The organism is Shewanella sp. SR1, from assembly GCF_020447145.1.
GTDB classification, from domain to species: Bacteria; Pseudomonadota; Gammaproteobacteria; order Enterobacterales; family Shewanellaceae; genus Shewanella; species Shewanella baltica.
On sequence record NZ_JAJAEF010000007.1, the window covers coordinates 190,889 to 207,549 of the forward strand.

Annotated in this window: 15 protein-coding genes; 9 read left to right on the forward strand and 6 right to left on the reverse strand. The window is 45.6% G+C overall.

From position 1 onward, the window contains the following. Nucleotides 1–203 precede the first annotated feature (203 nt). A complete protein-coding gene (locus KV201_RS09020) occupies nt 204–950 on the forward strand; it encodes a cytochrome b/b6 domain-containing protein (protein ID WP_226059119.1) in 747 nt (248 codons plus the stop codon). Nucleotides 951–1,043: 93 nt separating this feature from the next. Here the strand turns inward: KV201_RS09020 and KV201_RS09025 are convergent, their stop codons facing one another. From KV201_RS09025 to KV201_RS09035, 3 genes are all read right to left on the reverse strand, one after another. Further along, entirely contained in the window at nt 1,044–1,394 is a 351-nt protein-coding gene (locus KV201_RS09025) for a cytochrome c3 family protein (protein ID WP_006081299.1), read from the reverse strand. A 516-nt stretch (nt 1,395–1,910) separates the two neighbouring features. Then, the gene (locus KV201_RS09030) at nt 1,911–2,993 is read right to left on the reverse strand and encodes an AI-2E family transporter (protein WP_226059120.1); all 1,083 of its coding nucleotides are present in this window, start codon (nt 2,991–2,993) and stop codon (nt 1,911–1,913) included. Nucleotides 2,994–3,257: 264 nt separating this feature from the next. Next, a complete protein-coding gene (locus tag KV201_RS09035; protein WP_006081297.1) occupies nt 3,258–3,491 on the reverse strand; it encodes a sulfurtransferase TusA family protein in 234 nt (77 codons plus the stop codon). Between the two features lie 113 nt (nt 3,492–3,604). Between KV201_RS09035 and KV201_RS09040 the strand changes: the two genes are divergently transcribed. The 4 genes from KV201_RS09040 to KV201_RS09055 all read left to right on the forward strand — a co-directional run bounded on the left by KV201_RS09040 (nt 3,605) and on the right by KV201_RS09055 (nt 8,267). Beyond that, the gene (locus KV201_RS09040) at nt 3,605–5,074 is read left to right on the forward strand and encodes a M48 family metalloprotease (protein WP_226059121.1); all 1,470 of its coding nucleotides are present in this window, start codon (nt 3,605–3,607) and stop codon (nt 5,072–5,074) included. A gap of 128 nt (nt 5,075–5,202) precedes the next feature. Next, nucleotides 5,203–5,553, forward strand: coding sequence for an arsenate reductase (glutaredoxin) (arsC, locus tag KV201_RS09045; RefSeq protein WP_006086336.1), 351 nt, complete (start codon nt 5,203–5,205; stop codon nt 5,551–5,553). A gap of 51 nt (nt 5,554–5,604) precedes the next feature. Further along, entirely contained in the window at nt 5,605–5,979 is a 375-nt protein-coding gene (locus tag KV201_RS09050) for a DUF2069 domain-containing protein (RefSeq protein WP_006081294.1), read from the forward strand. 332 nt (nt 5,980–6,311) lie between these two features. Further along, entirely contained in the window at nt 6,312–8,267 is a 1,956-nt protein-coding gene (locus KV201_RS09055; RefSeq protein WP_226059122.1) for a hypothetical protein, read from the forward strand. A 206-nt stretch (nt 8,268–8,473) separates the two neighbouring features. On the opposite strand, the gene hda is transcribed toward KV201_RS09055, so the two are convergent. Continuing rightward, nucleotides 8,474–9,184, reverse strand: coding sequence for a DnaA inactivator Hda (gene hda / locus KV201_RS09060; RefSeq protein WP_006081292.1), 711 nt, complete (start codon nt 9,182–9,184; stop codon nt 8,474–8,476). 67 nt (nt 9,185–9,251) lie between these two features. After that, nucleotides 9,252–10,343, reverse strand: coding sequence for a DUF2066 domain-containing protein (locus KV201_RS09065; RefSeq protein WP_012088917.1), 1,092 nt, complete (start codon nt 10,341–10,343; stop codon nt 9,252–9,254). 216 nt (nt 10,344–10,559) lie between these two features. On the opposite strand from KV201_RS09065, the gene KV201_RS09070 reads away from it, so the two are divergent. Then, complete coding sequence (locus KV201_RS09070; protein ID WP_226059123.1) at nt 10,560–11,810, forward strand: uracil-xanthine permease family protein; 1,251 nt, start codon at nt 10,560–10,562, stop codon at nt 11,808–11,810. 148 nt (nt 11,811–11,958) lie between these two features. Here KV201_RS09070 and grxD read toward each other — a convergent pair whose 3' ends face one another. After that, nucleotides 11,959–12,291, reverse strand: a complete 333-nt coding sequence (gene grxD, locus KV201_RS09075; protein WP_006081289.1) for a Grx4 family monothiol glutaredoxin — start codon at nt 12,289–12,291, stop codon at nt 11,959–11,961. A 224-nt stretch (nt 12,292–12,515) separates the two neighbouring features. Between grxD and sodB the strand changes: the two genes are divergently transcribed. The 3 genes from sodB to KV201_RS09090 all read left to right on the forward strand — a co-directional run bounded on the left by sodB (nt 12,516) and on the right by KV201_RS09090 (nt 16,655). Further along, entirely contained in the window at nt 12,516–13,100 is a 585-nt protein-coding gene (gene sodB, locus KV201_RS09080; RefSeq protein ID WP_226059124.1) for a superoxide dismutase [Fe], read from the forward strand. A 285-nt stretch (nt 13,101–13,385) separates the two neighbouring features. Beyond that, nucleotides 13,386–15,320 carry a PrkA family serine protein kinase gene (locus KV201_RS09085; protein WP_006081287.1) on the forward strand — a complete coding sequence of 645 codons (1,935 nt, stop codon included), beginning with the start codon at nt 13,386–13,388 and terminating at the stop codon, nt 15,318–15,320. A gap of 66 nt (nt 15,321–15,386) precedes the next feature. Then, nucleotides 15,387–16,655, forward strand: a complete 1,269-nt coding sequence (locus tag KV201_RS09090) for a YeaH/YhbH family protein (RefSeq protein WP_226059125.1) — start codon at nt 15,387–15,389, stop codon at nt 16,653–16,655. The last annotated feature ends 6 nt before the right edge of the window (nt 16,656–16,661 follow it).

The following is a 16,661-nucleotide window of genomic DNA, read 5'->3' on the forward strand; positions in this document are numbered from 1 at the left end:
CTATCGTGGTGACGATATTAGCATTAGATAAAACAGATTAAAAAGACTTACGTGAAAAATATTTACCGTACGCAAATCAAAAACTTCTAACACTTTCGTTGAATCCACTATCAATCAGAAGTCTTAATTGAAACTGAAAAAAATTACTGAAATTTTTAGATAAAAGCGTAAGATCATATCAACACAAAAAATAAGGAAATTCCATGTCCAGCAGTAAACCCACCGCGCTTGAAGTCAAATCCTACCCTGTGTGGGACAAACCGACTCGATTATTCCATTGGATAAATGTCATTCTCGTGCTCGCACTCATCTTAGTGGGTGGCATCATGATGTATCGCACTGAGTTAGGCATCACTGAGTTAACCGGCAAAATTGGCTTAAAAACTTTACACGTGTGGATAGGATATGCGTTTGCAATCAACCTTATCATTCGCCTTGTGTGGGGTTTTGTCGGTAACAAATATGCGCGTTTCAGCCATATGTTTCCCAATGCCAATAGCAAAAATGAGTTAATGGCCTACAAGTCAGAACTGGCCGCGGGTAAAAATCCGCAGTATTTAGGCCATAATCCTAAAGGTAAATTTGCTGTCCTCGGCATTATGCTGCTGTTAGTCACTATCATGGTAACTGGGCTTTTACGCGCAGGAACAGATATTTACTACCCGCCGTTAGGTAGTGCAGTACAAAGCTATCTGGCCGATACCAATGTCGACCCTGCAAGCTTAAAACCCTATGATGCCACTGGGGTAAATACCGAAAAAGCAGATGCGCTTAAACCGCTGAAGGGACTTGCCGGTGAAGTTCACGTTTATGCGGTATATCTACTTTTGCTACTGATTTTACTGCATGTATTCGCAGTGGTTTATACCGAAGTTAAACGTCAACCTGGGATTATTTCAGCCATGTTCTCTGGCAAGAAGATCATCCAAGGTCAACCAAAAGACGAGTAATTGATTCGTTTACGGATAAAAATAACGCCAGCATTTGCTGGCGTTATTTGTTTAGACTTGAAGGCTTACGCCAACGTTTCTAATATTTTTTGATTATTTTTTCAGAATAGTCGCTGGTGTACGGCCATCATCATGGCAGCTTTCACAGGTAGGTTTTTCACCTACATTCATATCATGCACCGCATGACAATCTGCACAGACTAAATTGCCGTCATGTGGTTTATGCACAGCGTCCATCTCAGCAAGAGAACCGTGACAGCTTTGGCACTGTTCAAATTCAAAGGCACCATCCGCAGAAGGTGTACCATCTTTATGACAGCTTTCACATCCACCCGACTCAGCGTGGAAATCAGACAATTTTTGATCTGCAGCAAATGCGGTTGGCGACAGCGCTAACGCTGCGAGACTAGCCCCGAAAAGCGCACTTAATAGTTTTTTGCTCACAATAGTATCCTCCAATGGCGATTGTCAGTGGAAATTCTTGTCAGGGTGACTTCCATCTCGCAACCAAAAGTAAATAGCACGACTCGATATAACTTAGCTAAGGATGAACGAATAAGCAAACCCATGCTAAGCCCCCCAACTTTATCAACATACTCAAGGGTAAAATGTGCGCTGCATCATGTAACCACATGCTTATATAAGAGTTTTACATTTGCCTAACCTAGAGGCTACATAATGTAAATCCCTAGAGCGACTAAGGACAAAATAAAAAGCCTGAATTAGACAATATGGGCTCTATTCAAGGGACTTGAAGACAAATGACAAACCCGAAGGCAATAACGATAAACAGGAAATACAGCGAGAGATTGATGAATATGTATAATGGAGACGAAACGTGGCGCCTATATATGTGCCTAAATGTGCGCCTGAACGCCCTACTCGTCTCTGGCATTGAGTTCCATGACGGAACTCAATGCTCACAAGGACAAGCTAAGCAAACCGCTCAGCGAGTCGTCATCAACTCGCATCAAGTCCATGGAGAGTTTCAACCTCGGTTTTAGGCCAAGCGTTAATCACGGCTTTGACCAGCGAGGCCAATGGAATGGCAAAGAATACCCCCCACACGCCCCATAAACCGCCAAAGACTAACACCGCGGCTATGATGATCACCGGATGCAAATCCACCGCATCGGAGAACAAAATCGGCACGAGTAAATTACCGTCGAGCGCCTGAATAATGCCGTAACCCAACATCAAATAGCCAAATTCAGAACTAAAACCCCACTGAAAAAATGCCACTAAGGTGATCGGCAAGGTGACTAAGGTTGCACCAACATAGGGGATCAATACCGACAACCCAGTTAACACCCCGAGCAACACTGAATACCTCAGTCCCATTACGGCAAACAAGATATAGGTCGCGACGCCAACAACTACGATTTCAATCACTTTACCGCGAATATAATTGAAAATTTGCTGATGCATTTCAAACCACACTTTGCGGGCTAACTGACGATTGGCGGGGAAAAAGCGCTTACTGCCGCTGATCAGTTGGTCTTTATCCTTTAAAAAGAAAAACACCAGCAAAGGCACTAAAATCGCATACACCATCAAGACGAGCAAAGAAGCTGAGTAGCCAATTAATTGCTTAGCAATATCCAGCACATGCTGAGTATCAAGCAGCTTTTTAAGCTCTCCGACCATCAGATCTAACTGCTCTGGATTGATAAATTGCGGGTATTGATTGATCAAGGTTTGTATTGTCAGCAGCCCTTTATCTATCATGCTCGGCAGATCGGTAATTAAGCTCACGCCTTGGCGCCACACACTCGGAATTAAGCCAAACGTCAGTAGGACTACAATACCTAAAAACAACACGATAACTAAGGATGCACCAGCGGTGCGATTAATGCCCACTTTAAGCATTTGTGCCACGGGCCATTCCAATAGAAATGCCAACACCAGCGCGACTAACAAGGGGGCAAGTAAACCTGCAGCAAAATAAATCACTAACGCGAACCCAACAAGGATAGCCATTAAGGTCACCGCTTGTGGATCACTAAAGCGCTCTTGATACCAACGAGAAAAAACAGTAAACATGGATCATTCCAATAGTGATGGTTGGCTAGGCTTCCCAAACGCTCAGGAAAGTTTATTTATCATGCAGTTATTTACAACGTTACTCAATCCTACTTTCACTTCAACTTATCAGCTAAATTATAAAAACTGAGTTCACAAAGTTCAAAAATCGTATCTAAGCGCAACTCTTGCACTAATCAGGCACTCTGATCATGTGAACTCATCTGGCGCCCACATGAGGTTAAGCCGCGACTCGGACAGGATTTAAACATGAAAATCCTGAATTTATCCCTGAGATAGATCAACTTTGGTGATCATCAAGGCTAACAGACTCACATCATTACGCAACTCTTGCACGACATGACCTTGTTTTTTTAAATATTGGGGAACATCTCGCCTCGAGCCTGAGTCAGAGAGTAAGATATGCAATTGCTCGCCGTCTCGCATTGGCTTCAATGCAAGCTTCACTTTGACTAAAGGAACAGGACAGCGAAATAACGTTAAATCAATAAAAATCATAATGAACTTGCTATAGACGAACTTGGGCTATTATCCTAAGTTGCACCTCAAACTACAAGCTAAGTGCAGTATCTCTGCCTTTAGTTGAGATAATTAGAAATAAAAGGATCCGCTTGCGTAATTTGACTTTTTTGACTCGATTAAAACCTTTTGTTGCAGGCGCACTCTCTTTGATGCTGCTAACCTTCGCCGCCAAAAGCTTTGCTAACAATGACTTACCGGATTTAGGTACGGCCGCAGTTAACACCTTCAGCCTTGAAAAAGAAATGGTTTACGGTGATGCCTATATGCGCATCATTCGCTCCTCGGCGCCTATGTTAAATGATCCCGTGTTAAGTCAATATCTTACTGAGCTTGGCAACAAACTGGTCGCCCATGCCACAGGGGTAAAAACACCCTTCTATTTCTTCCTGTTACAAAATGATGAAATCAACGCCTTCGCCTTCTTCGGCGGCCATGTTGCCGTACACACAGGCTTATTTCTCAATGCAGATAACGAAAGCGAACTCGCCTCAGTACTCGGTCACGAAATAACCCACGTTACCCAACGTCACCTTGCGCGTTCGCTCGAAGCACAGCAAAAGAGCAATCCAGCGACGATTGCGGGTTTACTCGGCGCCATTTTATTAACCATCGCTGTGCCACAAGCCGGTATGGCTGCGCTGGCAACGACCCAAGCGATGGCAACGCAATCAAAAATCAACTATACCCGTTTACATGAGAAAGAAGCCGACCGCATCGGTATGCAAATTTTGGTGGATGCAGGCTTTGACCCCAACGCCGCCGCGGATTTCTTTGGTAAGTTAGCCACTCGTTATCGCTTTACCACCACACCGCCACAAATGCTGTTAACTCACCCATTACCTGAGTCGCGGATCACCGAAGCCCGTAACCGCGCCGAGCAATATCCTAAGCGTTATATTCCCGATAACCTCAATTTCCAGCTGGCGAAAGCCCGTATTCAAGTCCGTTTTTCCAGTTATAGCGACGAAGCGGTTTTAAGCATGTTTGACAGACAACTGAACAAACAGACTTACAGCTTTAAAGAGGCAGCGCTCTATGGCAAAGCGCTGGCGTTATTTAGATTGAAGAAGTTTGGTGAGTCGGAAAAAATCGTCGATGAACTGTTGAAAATTGATGATAACAACCTGTTTTATATCGATACTAAAGCCGATTTACTGACCGAACGTAAAGACTACGCGAAGGCGATTGCGATACTTGAAGCCCAGCGGAAAATGAAGCCAACATCGCAAGTGATCAACGCCAACTTAGCCAATATCTACCTAGAAGCTGACCAAGCCCCTAAGGCAATCCCTTTACTAGAAGATATGATATTCCTCGATAAGCAAAATCAGCTGCCCTATCAATTGCTGAGCGCTGTCTATAAAAAAACTGGCAATCAGGCATTGGAATATTTTTCCACCGCTGAGCTCATGGCATTAGGGGCTAACTATAAGGGCGCTATCGATCAGCTTAACTTTGCCTACCGTGCATCCGAAAGTAATCCCTTACAGCTTGCACGTATTGAAGCCCGTATTCGCCAATTCAAAATGGCCGATAAAGAGATGGAAGCACTTAAGTAATCAGTTGTTTTATAAATTGATTTAACTTAATAGCCCATTTATGCGCCCCGAACACACTGACGGGGCGCTGTTTTTTCTGTTATCATCCGCTCCATTGTTATTTCAGCCCGTATTGAGCCTCTAGCACTATGACCCAAGCGACGATTTACCATAACCCACGTTGTTCAAAAAGCCGTGAAACCTTAGCTCTACTTGAGCAACAAGGTTGCGATATTACCCTAGTGGAATACTTAAAAACGCCCCCTACGGCTGAAGTCATCGGCGATATTCTGGCTAAATTAGGCATCAGTGCTCGCGAATTAATGCGCACCAAGGAAGCGGAATATCAAGCCTTGGAACTTGCCGACACCTCGTTGACGGAGCAGCAATTGATTGAGGCCATGGTGAACACGCCTAAACTCATCGAACGCCCGATTGTGCTCGCCAATCAACGCGCTGCCATCGGCCGTCCTCCAGAGAATGTGCTCGCTATTCTTTAATCCATGATTTTAAAACAAAAATCGCTTTAATTTTAATCGTTAGGTAGACATATGACGTCCAACACCTTATTTACCCTTAGCCGTTTAGGTTACTTCGCGCTCGTTCTGCTATTAGGCGGCTGGTTTGTTGGCCAAGGGATTAGCGGTGAATACACTCTGCTATTTAGCCTATTATGGATAGTGCCATTATTACTACCTGCAAAAGGGGTTTTCCAAGGTAATCCATATACTTATGCTTGGGCGAGTTTTGTTCTGTGCCTTTATATGCTGCATGGACTGACACTGCTTTATGTCACTACCGATGCCTTCGCTTTTGCATTAATCGAAGTATTATTGATTGGTGTACTACTGATTGCCTTCCCCTTCTACGCTCGGATCCGTGGTCGTGAACTTGGACTAGGCCTAAAGAAAAAATCTAAAGAATAAGCCATTGCATATAAAGTGATTTTCGTGCCGTCTGCCTTACTGGGTATGACGGCATTTTTATATCGCAACGCCAAACTCCGCTACAGATCTGGGTTCAAATATCCCCTTCATCCTCAGTTCAATGCCCAGCTAAACGAACAGACAAACGAGCAGTTAAATAAACAGCTAAACGGACAGTTAAACCGCAGCAAAATTAACACTTAATATACTTACACTGACTTTTTGCAACTTAATCCCCGTGCTATAGTCAGTTTCTCATCATGGGGCCTTAGTATCCCGTGAGTCACAAAAAGTCTAATCGCACTGCTGAGTTAACAAGGGAGAATGCTGTAATGGGGATATCGATGCCACTGAAGCTTTTGGGATTAATGGCCTGCTCAAGCCTACTCATGGCGTGCGGAGGCGGTGGAGACAGCAACACAGATAATGGCGGAGTAACGCCCCCCTCCACCTCACTGCCACGCTGCACAGATAGCATTTCGCCACTTCTTGTTACCACATCATCCTCAATCCGTTTTCAAACTGAACCGACTTATGTGGCAGGTCAATCCAGTGCCATCATTGCCAACATCCTGAATCGCGATAGCCAAAACTTAACCTTTCGCTGGCAGCAAATCGATGGACCTATCATACAATTAGTCAGTCAAAACAGCCCGGTATTAGCCTTTGATACTCCCACTGCAGGCGGCTACCGTTTTAGCTTACATGTCACGGGAAGTAATCTAGATGTCAGCGGAGAAATCGGCATTAATGTCGATCCCGCATCGACGGGTGTACTGAACGTCCGCCAAGATCACCAAGTGGTTGAAGGTAATAATGTTAGCTTAAGGCTTGGACAACAATCAGGATTAAGCGCAGCGAATATCTCTTGGTGCGTGGCGTCTGGCCCAGATTTAATGGTCGATTTGAGCGACCCATTTAGACCTTTATTTACCGCGCCATCAGTCGCCCAAGATACAATCACTCGGCTCAAAGTGAACGCCAGCATCAACGGTAATCCACTCAGTGATGATGCTTTTGTGCTAACAACCGCCGCGCCGGCGATCAGCTCGCAGTATTTCGATACTCCAGTGGCGCGCACTCACGCCTATCGTCCCACCTCGCCTTACGCCAATGTGCTAGCGGGCTGTGTTTACTCTAATCAGCTCAATGATAGTTGCACTATCAATACCTTACCTTTGATAGGACAAACCTCAAGCGATCTAAATCGCGAGACCATTCTTAATCGTGTACTGGTTTCCCACGACTGGATGGGCGATAACTTTGCCGCCTTTTTAGCTCAGATGGACCCCAACAGCGATTTTGCTCGCCTGTTACAATCCGTCACGGCCGTGGTGATTAGCTATGACGTGCGCCCTTCCTTCTATTGGGTAGTTACAGGAGCGATTTATCTCGATCCCGACGATTTATGGCTTACGCCAAGCCAGCGTGACACCATTAATGAGGCGCCGGATTACCGCAGTAATTTCGGTGATGATCTTAACTTTGTGATGCCTTGGCGTTATGTGAAAGACAATCAATATGCGTCACTTGGCGTACCTATCGCCGTCAGAGCAGACCGAACATTAGCGCAAATCAATCCCGATCTAGCCTCCTTGCTGTATCACGAGCTAGCCCATGCCAATGACTTCTTCCCCCGCAGCGTACATGCCTCACTCACAGGGCCAAGACTGCTAGATGATTACAGTCGCCGCAATGCCAACAAGAGCCTGATATCTGATCAAGTCAGCACCAGCTATCCATTAATGAGCACTGAAATGATGGGGCTTGCCAATGTCCGTTTCCTCGGCGCTGCGGCGAATAATGTGCAAAAAGCCTATCAGCCGTCGGATGTGAGTACATTCTTTTCTACCGATATCGCCAGCGACTTCTATGCCTATTCCAGTACCCGTGAAGACACAGCTATGCTATTTGAAGAAGCCATGATGAGTTATCGCTATCAAATATTGCGTGATGTCGCCGTCACCAATAAACCTGCAGTGTTAACCGCTGATACGCTGGTTATTGATTGGGGACAAAGAGGTCGAATTGCACAAGATAGCCTAGAAAATCGCGCCGCACTGCTGATTGATGAAATTCTGCCAGAGCTTGATGGCATCAGTCTGATTGAAAGCCTACCCGAGCCGATTGCCATGACACAAGGTCAAAGCTGGCGTCAAACGCTCGCCATATCACCTGCGAATGCGCAGCTCAAAGGCCAAAACAATGCACCGGCAAACGATGTGCTGCCACGCTTTGAGCCTGAACTTCACTTAAGTGGCGACCGTCACCGACATCCTCAGCAATAGAGTGTTTAAGTTTTAGATAAACAAAAAGCCCGTCTGCATTCAGCATGACGGGCTTTTGATTTTTGGGCTTTACGCTTAATGGATAGTACAATGTTTAGCGTTTTCATCGCTCAACGCTAATTCAAAACCAACTCACAACTAACTCAAAAGAATGTTCAAAACATGCCAAAAGCCGACTCAAACCATGTCTCTATCCAATCATGCTTTTAAAGATGCAGCATCTCTTTGGCAAAGGGAATGGTGAGCTTGCGCTGGTGCACTAATGAGGCTTTATCTAACTTATCCAATACATCGAACAAGGTACGTAAATCCCGCGCCATTCGGTTCAGCAAAAAACGTCCCACGTCTTCCGGTAATTGCAGGCCACGCATGGCGGCGCGGCGTTGCAGTGCGGCAAGTTTCTCATCATCAGCCATAGGTTGCAGTTGATAATTCAAACCCCACTGCATACGTGAAACGAGATCAGGTAACAGGAAACCCGCATCCGCAGGAGACGAACTGCCACTGACCACTAAGGCACAATTTTTATGTTCGGCGACGCGATTGTAGAGATCAAAAATCGCTTCTTCCCAGACGGGGTGACCAGCGATGGCATCGACATCATCGATACAGACTAAATCTAACTGTTCTAGTCCTTCAAGCAATGCGGTCGAGATACTCGCATGTATGCCTAATGGAATATAAAAGCTGCGACGCTCTACTTCATTGGCGTGGGCGCAAGCGGCATGCATTAAATGGGTTCGACCCGATTTGACTGGGCCCCACAAATAAATGGCGGCTTCACCCTGCCCTTCGGCATTGGCTCTCAGTTTTTGAATAAGCTCATCATTACCCGCGGCAGGGTAATAACTATTAAAGGTTTCGTCGTCTGGCAAATGCACAGGTAACGAGAGTTGCAGAGGTGAGTTTAAGGGCACTCGGTCTTCTCAATATCAAATAAAAACAATGCCGTACTTAGCATGGCTAAGCACGGCCGATAACATCTTAAGGTAAACGCCATTCATACACAGGCTTGCCTGTTTGGTTAGAGACTGGGCTAAATTCCCCCGCGCTCACAGGTGCAACCACAGAAATTCGCGGCTCTAAGCTTAATAAACGTTGTAAATCCGTTTCTGAGCCAAACAAATCTAGCGAGAAGGTCACGGTATGACCTTGAATATGCGTTAACGTGGCATTTTTAATCGCGCTGAGTTGCTTCAAATATTTTTCAACTTCAACTAGTTGCGCCATTTTTTGAATATTCACAAAAGTGACACTCGCGCCTTGCTGTGTACCAGTATCAGCAATGGCATACTTAGTAAAATAGTATTCGCCTAACGCCGCCATCATGGCTTCAATCGCTTGAGTCGAATTTTCAGCGGTGCCGTTGTAACTGAATAACGGTGGCGTCAAAGAGTCAATGGTGGCCTTAGTATAGAGATTTAAACGGTAACGAACTTGGCTGCCAGCGGCATCAATCGCCACCAATGCCAAAAAGTCAGCTTGATAACGGCCAGAGACACTCGCCACGATATCGGCAAACATACCTTTGATATCGTTAGGGTTAATCCCCATCAACTCATCAAGATCTAAGATTGGCAGCAATACTGGGATACCGCGAGCATCGGAAAAATCACTAAAGAGTTTACGTTCGGCTAACGCAGACGAGTCACCCAATATCATAGTGTCGCCATCGCCTGGCATTGCGACCCAAAATAAGGTCAGCGGGCGTTGTGTTCCCCAAACGGGCAATTGCGCCTGACGCAGTAGCGCCACGATGCGACGGTGTTCAAAACTGGCAGTTAACAGTAATTGGCCATTCTGCTCGATATAACCATACTGGCTCAGCAAGGTATCAGGATTACTGAGCTGAGATTGGATCAGGCTATTGTCGAGGGATCGCGCCGTGCCAGTGTTCTTGATAATGACTTGCTCAAGCGCACTTTTTAAGGCTTTGTCGCGTTCTGCAACCGCGCGCGAAGACACAGGCACATTGGCCTCATCTAATTTACTCACCTCAACAGCATTGACGCTATTAATCGTGAACAGACAATATAGAAATGCAATTAAGCTCGGCTTCAATAGGAATTTCAGCATCTTTGAGTAGTTGAAGTAACGTCAGATGGGGCAAATTGTACCATAGTTAGCGCCTTAAGCGAGTCTTGGCAAAATTTAGCCCCATTTCCGTACCAACCATGGCACGGAAAATCCAAACAGTGATCCGAGTCGGCAAAACGGGCGATTTTCTTCTGCTCAAAATCCAACAAACTGATATCATTTGGCGGTTTACCCTAAAATTAACGAGAATAATAAATGAGACGACTCGCTATCCCCCTACAGGGCGCGCAAATGCTGTTTGTAGCCTTCGGTGCCCTAGTGCTAATGCCGCTGCTGACAGGACTCGACACCAGTGTGGCATTGTTTACCGCAGGTATCGGCACCCTACTGTTCCAATTGATCACTAAACGCCAAGTGCCTATCTTCCTTGCCTCTTCCTTCGCCTTTATCGCCCCCATACTCTATGGCGTGCAAACTTGGGGCATTCCCTCCACCATGGGCGGCATTATGGCCGCGGGCGTGGTCTACGTCATGCTCGGCGCCTTGGTCAAAGTGCGCGGCACCGACTTCATCCATAGGCTGTTACCGCCTGTGGTAGTGGGTCCTGTGATCATTATCATCGGCCTTGGCTTAGCACCTGTCGCCGTGAATATGGCCTTAGGTAAAAGTGGCGATGGTAGCTTGACCCTCGTTGACACCAATACTGCGCTATTTATTTCACTCGCATCACTCTGCACCACCATAGCAGTGGCGATTTTTGCCAAGGGCTTACTGAGAGTGATGCCAATTTTAGCGGGGATTATCGTGGGTTACGGCTTAAGCCTTGCCTTTGGTATTGTTGACTTTGCGGTTGTGACTGCCGCCAGTTGGATTGCGATTCCTAAATTTGTCGCACCCGAATTTAACTGGCATGCCATCGCCTTTATGATCCCAGTCGCAATCGCTCCGGCGGTTGAACACATTGGCGATATTCTGGCGATATCCAATGTCACAGGTAAAGATTTTATGAAAAAACCGGGACTACACCGCACGCTAACAGGTGATGGTATTGCCACAATTGCGGCGGCAGCCTTTGGTGGCCCGCCAAACACCACTTACTCAGAAGTGACAGGCGCAGTGACCTTAACGCGCAATTTTGATCCAAAAATCATGACTTGGACCGCCATTACTGCCATCACGTTGGCCTTCGTCGGCAAATTAGGTGCGCTGATGCAAACCATTCCTGTCCCAGTCATGGGCGGTATTATGTGTTTGTTATTCGGCTCAATTGCAGCCGTTGGTCTCAACACCCTTATTCGCAATCATGTGGATTTGTCTGAGCCGCGTAATTTAAGCATTGTCGGTGTCACCTTAGTATTTGGTATCGGCGGCATGGCATTTGGCATAGGTTCATTCAGTCTGACCGGTATCAGCTTGTGCGGCATTGTCGCTATTACCATGAACTTATTATTACCCGCGACCAAGCCACACGATAAACACAATGAGTCTGATATCACCCCTCACTAGTCGTTGTTTGAGGAATCGTCGTTTTATTGAAGTGTTTGTTGTCATGTTTTTTGTAGCGATTGCTCTTTGAAAAACAGCGACAAAAAAGCCGCCGTGATATTAATCATGGCGGCTTTTTCATTCATACTTATAAAAAAAGCATTAACGCTTATTCTTCAGTCTTGATCTTAGCCGCAGCGGCTTTGATCAAAGGTTGTAATTCGCCTTTTTGGAACATGTCCACGACGATATCACAGCCGCCGATCAACTCACCTTCGACCCACAATTGTGGGAAAGTCGGCCAGTTAGCAAACTTAGGTAATTCTGCGCGAATGTCTGGATGCTGAAGAATATCCACGAATGCAAACTGCTCACCGCAGTTAATCATGATCTGAGCTACCTGTGACGAGAAGCCACAGCTAGGCAACTTAGGAGAGCCTTTCATATAAACAATGATAGGGTTTTCCGTGATCTGCTGCTTAATTTTCTCTACTGTTTCCATTTTGATTCCTAAGTAGGATGACATTGACTCAATGCGACTATTGTACGTCAGCTAGAGGCAGAACAAAATCCCACAGTTTGTAAGGTTATGCCGACATTTGATTTTTCGATGGCGTCTATCTAGTCAATTAGCTAAACAATGATTCACATCACAAATTTTATCGGTACAATAGTCCTAAGTGAGCACGTTTAAAAACGATAACCTAAGACCATGGAGAGATACTAATGGCTTTCGAATTACCCGCATTACCATATGCAAAGAACGCACTAGAACCACACATTTCTCAAGAAACCATTGAATACCACTACGGCAAGCATCACAACACTTATGTTGTTAAGCTAAACGGCTTAATCGAAGGAACTGATTTCGCTGGCAAATCTTTAGAAGACATCATCAAAACTTCTACGGGTGGCGTATTCAACAACGCAGCTCAAGTGTGGAACCACACTTTCTACTGGAACTGCCTAGCACCAAATGCTGGCGGCGAGCCAACAGGCCCAGTTGCTGATGCAATCAATGCTGCTTTCGGTTCATTCGACGCATTTAAAGCACAATTTACTGATTCAGCAGTAAACAACTTCGGTAGCGCTTGGACATGGTTAGTGAAAAAAGCCGATGGCAAACTTGCTATCGTCAACACTAGCAATGCTGCAACGCCACTGACTGACAGCTCAGTAACGCCAATCATGACAGTTGACGTGTGGGAACACGCTTACTACATCGATTACCGTAACGTGCGTCCTGACTACCTTGCCCACTTCTGGCAACTAGTTAACTGGGACTTCGTTAACCAAAACTTCGCTGGTTAATTCATTTAACCTAACGTTGTCACTGCTTTAATGAGCAGTGGGTTAATCCCAGTAAAAAGAGCCCTAGTGGCTCTTTTTTTATGCCTCTCGTTTGCCGTCCATCACTTATCCCGCTGATTGCCCCACCGTAAACTACAAGTGCAATAATTGCGTTTGCAACTATTTGTTATTGTTTTATTTGATATTTTTTTGACACAGATAGTGAGTTTATGTCTAAGATTAGAGTAGGAGGCTGGCTAGCCAGTTATCCGTTCCATGACATCACTGGCGTTTCAGGGGGTTTATATGGGCATTTTCGAGCATTACCAAAAGCGCTACGAACAAAAACTCGATGAAGAATATTCTTTGCAAGAGTTTCTGGATATCTGCAAAGGAGATCGCAGCGCTTACATGTCAGCATCAGAGCGACTACTGCTTGCAATCGGTGAAGCAGAAGTCATTGATACCGCAAAAAATCCAACACTTAGCCGTATTTTTTCGAATCGACTTATTTCACGCTATCCCGCATTTAAAGATTTCTTCGGCATGGAAGATGCCATAGAGCAAATCGTGGCTTACCTAAAGCACTCGGCTCAAGGATTAGAAGAATCCAAACAAATTTTATACCTACTGGGCCCAGTGGGCGGCGGTAAGTCATCGCTCGCCGAAAAACTCAAAGCCCTCATGCAAAAAGTGCCCATTTATATTCTGAGCGCAAATGGGGTACGTAGCCCTGTCAACGATCATCCCTTCTGTCTATTCGATTTAGAAGAAGATGGTCAGCTGTTAAAAGATGAATTCAACATTCCCAACCGCTATCTCAAAACCATCATGTCGCCTTGGGCGGTAAAACGTCTGCATGAGTTTGGTGGCGATATCTCCAAATTTCGGGTGGTGAAAGTTTTTCCATCGATTCTGGACCAAGTGGCGATAGCAAAAACAGAACCCGGTGATGAAAACAACCAAGATATTTCATCCCTCGTCGGTAAAGTGGATATTCGTCAGCTTGAGCATTTCTCCCAAGATGATGCCGATGCTTACGCTTATTCGGGTGCATTGTGCCGCGCAAACCAAGGGGTGATGGAATTCGTCGAGATGTTTAAGGCACCGATTAAAGTGCTGCATCCACTACTAACTGCGACGCAAGAAGGCAACTATAACGGCACTGAAGGCTTATCGGCCCTGCCCTATAGCGGGATTATTCTGGCTCACTCAAATGAATCAGAATGGTCAACCTTCAAAAACAACAAAAACAACGAAGCCTTCCTCGACCGTGTTTACATAGTCAAAGTCCCCTACTGTTTACGGGTTTCGGAAGAACTGCAAATCTATCAAAAACTGCTGATCAACTCTGAGTTATCAAAAGCGCCCTGCGCGCCAGGTACCTTAGAAACCCTAGCGCAATTTAGTGTGTTGTCGCGCATCAAGCCACCTGAAAACTCCTCCACTTACTCTAAGATGCGGGTGTATGACGGTGAAAGCCTGAAAGATACCGATCCTAAGGCTAAGTCTTACCAAGAATACCGTGATTACGCGGGTGTCGATGAAGGCATGAATGGGCTATCCACCCGTTTCGCCTTTAAGATTTTGTCGCGGGTATTTAACTTCGACCATTCAGAAATCGCCGCTAACCCAGTGCATTTATTCTATGTGCTCGAACGGCAAATTGAACAAGAGCAGTTCCCCGGCGATACCGCCGAACGCTATCTGGAGTTTCTAAAAGGTTATTTGATCCCTAAATACGTCGAGTTTATCGGTAAAGAAATTCAAACCGCTTACTTAGAGTCTTACTCTGAATACGGCCAAAATATCTTCGACCGCTATGTCACCTACGCCGATTTTTGGATCCAAGATCAAGAATACCGCGATCCAGAAACGGGTCAGCTATTCGACCGCGCCGCCCTCAATGCTGAACTTGAGAAGATTGAGAAGCCCGCGGGGATCAGCAATCCTAAAGATTTCCGTAATGAAATCGTCAACTTTGTGCTGCGCGCCCGCGCGAACCATGAGGGTAATAATCCGCTCTGGACCAGTTACGAGAAACTTCGCACTGTGATCGAGAAGAAAATGTTCTCCAACACAGAAGATTTACTGCCTGTTATTTCCTTTAACGCCAAAACATCGAACGACGATCAACGCAAACACGATGATTTCGTCAATCGTATGATGGAGAAAGGCTATACCAAGAAACAAGTCCGACTCTTGTCTGAGTGGTATTTACGGGTTCGTAAATCTTCTTAAACTTGCGCTAACTAAGTACAGGGCTTTGGTATTGCCAAAGCCTTCGCTGGGTTTTGGGAGGTGCGTATGGCGAACTTTATCGATAGACGGTTGAATGCGAAAGGAAAAAGCACAGTAAACCGCCAACGCTTTATCAATAGATATAAGCAACAAATTAAAAAAGCCGTCAGCGATGCAGTGACTCGCCGCAGCGTAACGGATGTAGATAAAGGCGAAAAAATCAGTATCCCCACCCGGGATATCAGTGAACCTATGTTTCACCAAGGCAAAGGCGGTGTCAGGGACAGAGTGCATCCCGGTAATGACCAATTTACCCGTGGTGATAAAATTGACCGGCCACCTGGTGGAGCTGGCGGCGGTTCGGGCAAAGGTGAAGCCTCAAATTCAGGTGAAGGCGACGATGATTTTGTGTTCGAAATCTCTAAGGATGAGTATCTAGAATTATTGTTTGAGGACTTAGAACTCCCCAATCTACAAAAAAATCGCCTTAATAAACTGGTGGAATACCAAATCTACCGTGCGGGATTCACCAATGATGGCGTCCCCGCTAACATCAATATTGTCCGTTCATTACGTTCATCACTGGCACGTCGTATCGCGATGTCGGCCAGTAAAAAGAAATTGTTAAAAGAGTTAGAACAAGAACTTGCCGAACTCGAAAATATTCCAGGCACTAAGGCCGAGTTGATTTTGGATTTAAAAGCTCAAATTGAGGAGTTAAAACAAAAGATTGCCAGAGTGCCGTTTATCGATACCTTCGATCTACGCTTTAATAACTATTCCAAAAGGGAAATCCCTTCTAGCCAAGCCGTGATGTTCTGCTTGATGGATGTGTCTGGTTCTATGGATCAGGCAACTAAAGATATGGCAAAACGCTTCTATATCTTGCTGTATCTGTTTCTCACCCGTACCTATAAAAATTTAGAAGTGGTCTACATTCGCCACCACACCCAAGCCAAAGAAGTCGATGAACACGAGTTCTTTTACTCCCAAGAAACGGGCGGCACCATAGTGTCCAGTGCATTGAAATTAATGCATGAAATTCAACAAGCTCGCTACCCCGCTGATGAATGGAATATCTACGCAGCCCAAGCATCCGACGGTGATAACTGGGCCGACGATTCACCAACCTGTAGGCAATTGTTAGAACAAAAAATCTTGCCACTGGTGCGCTACTACAGCTACATCGAAATCACCAATCGCGCCCATCAAACCTTGTGGCGTGAATATGAATCCCTGCAACAGCATTACGACAACATCGCCGTGCAGCACATACGTCAAGCCGAAGATATTTACCCTGTCTTTAGGGAGCTATTCAAGAAACAAGCGGTTTAAGGGGGC

Coding starts and splice junctions, on each gene's coding strand:
- sodB (WP_226059124.1), top strand. CDS start 12,516: ATGGCTTTCGAATTACCCGCATTACCATATGCAAAGAACGCACTAGAA.
- grxD (WP_006081289.1), bottom strand. CDS start 12,291: ATGGAAACAGTAGAGAAAATTAAGCAGCAGATCACGGAAAACCCTATC.
- KV201_RS09055 (WP_226059122.1), top strand. CDS start 6,312: ATGGGGATATCGATGCCACTGAAGCTTTTGGGATTAATGGCCTGCTCA.
- arsC (WP_006086336.1), top strand. CDS start 5,203: ATGACCCAAGCGACGATTTACCATAACCCACGTTGTTCAAAAAGCCGT.
- KV201_RS09050 (WP_006081294.1), top strand. CDS start 5,605: ATGACGTCCAACACCTTATTTACCCTTAGCCGTTTAGGTTACTTCGCG.
- KV201_RS09030 (WP_226059120.1), bottom strand. CDS start 2,993: ATGTTTACTGTTTTTTCTCGTTGGTATCAAGAGCGCTTTAGTGATCCA.
- KV201_RS09070 (WP_226059123.1), top strand. CDS start 10,560: ATGAGACGACTCGCTATCCCCCTACAGGGCGCGCAAATGCTGTTTGTA.
- KV201_RS09020 (WP_226059119.1), top strand. CDS start 204: ATGTCCAGCAGTAAACCCACCGCGCTTGAAGTCAAATCCTACCCTGTG.
- KV201_RS09090 (WP_226059125.1), top strand. CDS start 15,387: ATGGCGAACTTTATCGATAGACGGTTGAATGCGAAAGGAAAAAGCACA.
- KV201_RS09035 (WP_006081297.1), bottom strand. CDS start 3,491: ATGATTTTTATTGATTTAACGTTATTTCGCTGTCCTGTTCCTTTAGTC.
- KV201_RS09065 (WP_012088917.1), bottom strand. CDS start 10,343: ATGCTGAAATTCCTATTGAAGCCGAGCTTAATTGCATTTCTATATTGT.
- KV201_RS09085 (WP_006081287.1), top strand. CDS start 13,386: ATGGGCATTTTCGAGCATTACCAAAAGCGCTACGAACAAAAACTCGAT.